This window comes from Actinoplanes sp. NPDC048791 (genome assembly GCF_040650095.1).
GTDB lineage: Bacteria > Actinomycetota > Actinomycetes > Mycobacteriales > Micromonosporaceae > Actinoplanes.
In genome coordinates this window covers 1-2,259 of the sequence record NZ_JBEZGQ010001221.1, presented here as the reverse complement: position 1 = coordinate 2,259, position 2,259 = coordinate 1, and the positions used below count along the sequence as shown (strand labels likewise).

At 70.0% G+C, this 2,259-nt stretch carries 2 protein-coding genes; one reads left to right on the top strand and one right to left on the bottom strand.

Going from position 1 to position 2,259, the window contains the following annotated elements; translation table 11 throughout:
- Window positions 1-685 (bottom strand): IclR family transcriptional regulator (locus AB0C29_RS44605; RefSeq protein WP_360833898.1); only part of this gene is annotated, 685 nt, incomplete at its 3' end.
- 125 nt (window positions 686-810) lie between these two features.
- On the opposite strand from AB0C29_RS44605, the gene AB0C29_RS44600 reads away from it, so the two are divergent.
- Complete coding sequence (locus AB0C29_RS44600) at window positions 811-2,136, top strand: sugar ABC transporter substrate-binding protein (RefSeq protein WP_360833896.1); 1,326 nt, start codon at window positions 811-813, stop codon at window positions 2,134-2,136.
- Window positions 2,137-2,259 lie beyond the last annotated feature (123 nt).

Below are 2,259 nucleotides of genomic sequence, written 5' to 3'. Positions count from 1 at the left end.
TGGCCGGGATGCGGTAGCCGTCCGCGACGGCGACGCACGCCACCCCGGGCGTGCCCTGCCCGACCTCGAACGCCCAGCCGCGCCGGCGGACCGCGTCCAGCTCGGCGTGCAGTGCGGCCCGCCCGGTGATCGTGTGCGGGGTGAACGCCTCCAGCGTGTCCGGCAGCAGGGCGTCCACTTCGGCCTCGGTCAGGTCGGCGAGCAGCGCCTGGCCCAGTCCGGTGACGTGGGCCGGCAGCCGGCGCCCGACCCGGGAGATGACCCGCTCGGCCTCGCGCGACTCGCGACTGGCCAGGTAGAGCACGTGGGTGTCGTCGCGCCGGGCGTAGTGGATGGTGTGGCCGACCTCGGTGCGCAGATCCTCCAGCGTCTCGTACGCGTACCGCAGCGCCGGGTCGCGGTCCAGATAGGCCGTGCCGGAGAGCAGGGCGTGCGGGCCGACGCCGAAGGCGGAGCCGCTCTCGTCCGCCTCCACCCACTTCAGCTCGCGCAGTGTGCGCACCAGCGCGTGCAGGCTGGAACGGGGGTAGCCCATCCGCTCCTGGAGCTCCGAGAGCGTCAGCTTCGTCGGGGAGGCGGCGAGCGTCTCCAGGATCTTGACGGTGCGCTCCGCGGACTTCACCGGCGACGAGTCATTGGCCCCGGTGGATGAGTGGGCGACCGGGCGGGATCGAGCTAGAGCCATGTCAGCCACCATCGCGGTCGATTGTTTCCGGACTGTTGACGGCCATAGTACCGAAAGCTAGCTTGTGCGTACTTGCCTTCCACAAGCTCGAAACGCTTCCACATATGTAGACAGGAGGCATCCCCATGTCTACCAGGAGACTGCTGGCGACGGTCATGGCCACGATGCTAGTCGCGACCGGACTCACCGCCTGCGGCGACGACGGCGCCCCCGAACAGGACGCCAACGCCGCGCTGGACATCTGGATCCGCAAACCCCCCGGCTCCAACTCCGAGAAGACCGCGAAGGCGATCGCCGCCGGGTTCACCGCCGCCACCGGCACCCCGGCCACCGTCACCGCGCTGTTCGAGGACTTCGAGACCAAGCTGCAGCAGGCCGCCGCCCAGAAGGACCTGCCCGACATCGTCATCAACGACACCGCCCAGCTCGGCACGCTGGTCAAGCAGGGCCTGGTCCGCGCGGTCGACAAGGCCGCCCTGGCCGGCGGCGCCGACCTCAGCCCGACATCGTGGGACGCCGCCACCGGCGCCGACGGCAAGACGTACGGGGTGCCGTTCTCAGCCCAGTCCTTCGCGCTGTTCATCCGCAAGGACTGGCGCGAGAAGGTCGGCGCCGCGCAACCGAAGTCCTGGGCCGAGCTCGACGCGCTGGCCAAGGCGTTCACCACCGAGGACCCCGACGGCAACGGCAAGGCCGACACGTACGGCTACGTGGTGCCCGGCTCCACCAAGCGCGGCTACACCGCCTGGTACCTGACCAGCTTCCTGTGGTCCGGCGGCGGCGACTTCCTCAGCGGTGACACCGGCAAGTTCACGACGGCGATCAACACCCCGCAGTCGGTCGCCGTGGTCGACGGCTTCAAGAAGCAGTTCTGCACCGACAAGGACGTCGTGCCGGGCGCGGTCACGCTGGAGACCACCCAGGCGCACCCGCTGTTCGAGACCGGCAAGGGCGGCATCTACTTCACCGGGCCGTACAACATGGCCCGCTTCGACAAGAACCTCGGCAAGGACAAGTACGAGATCGTCGCGCTCCCGGCCGGTCCCGGTGGCAAGGCCCAGTCGCTGGCCGAGGGGGAGAACGTCTACCTGATGGCCGGCTCGGCCAACGAGACCGGGCAGCAGAAGTTCGCCGAGTTCGCCGTGTCGGTGCAGGGGCAGACCATCGGCATGGCCGGTGATTCCGACGGCGGCATCGTCCGGCTGCCGGTCAACACCGGGGTGCAGCTCGCCTCGGTCCGCAAGGACACCCGCTGGGCCACCTTCGAGCAGGTCTTCAAGACGTCCGGCCGCTACGTGCCGGCGGTGCCGGACTGGACGCCGTTCCGGCAGGCCGCCGCCGAGACGATCAACACGATCGTCGCCGACTGCGGCTCCGACACCAAGGCCGAGCTCGACAAGCTCGCCCAGACCTTCGACGCGGAGCTGACCAAGCAGGGGGTCAAGGGATGACCGACTGCACCGAGCCACGCCCACCGGAAGCGGCCGACGGCCGCGACGGCGAGGGCCACGAGGGCATCCCCAAGGAGACTCAGTCATGACGATGGCGCCCGCCGTGCCGGCCCGGACGGGCGC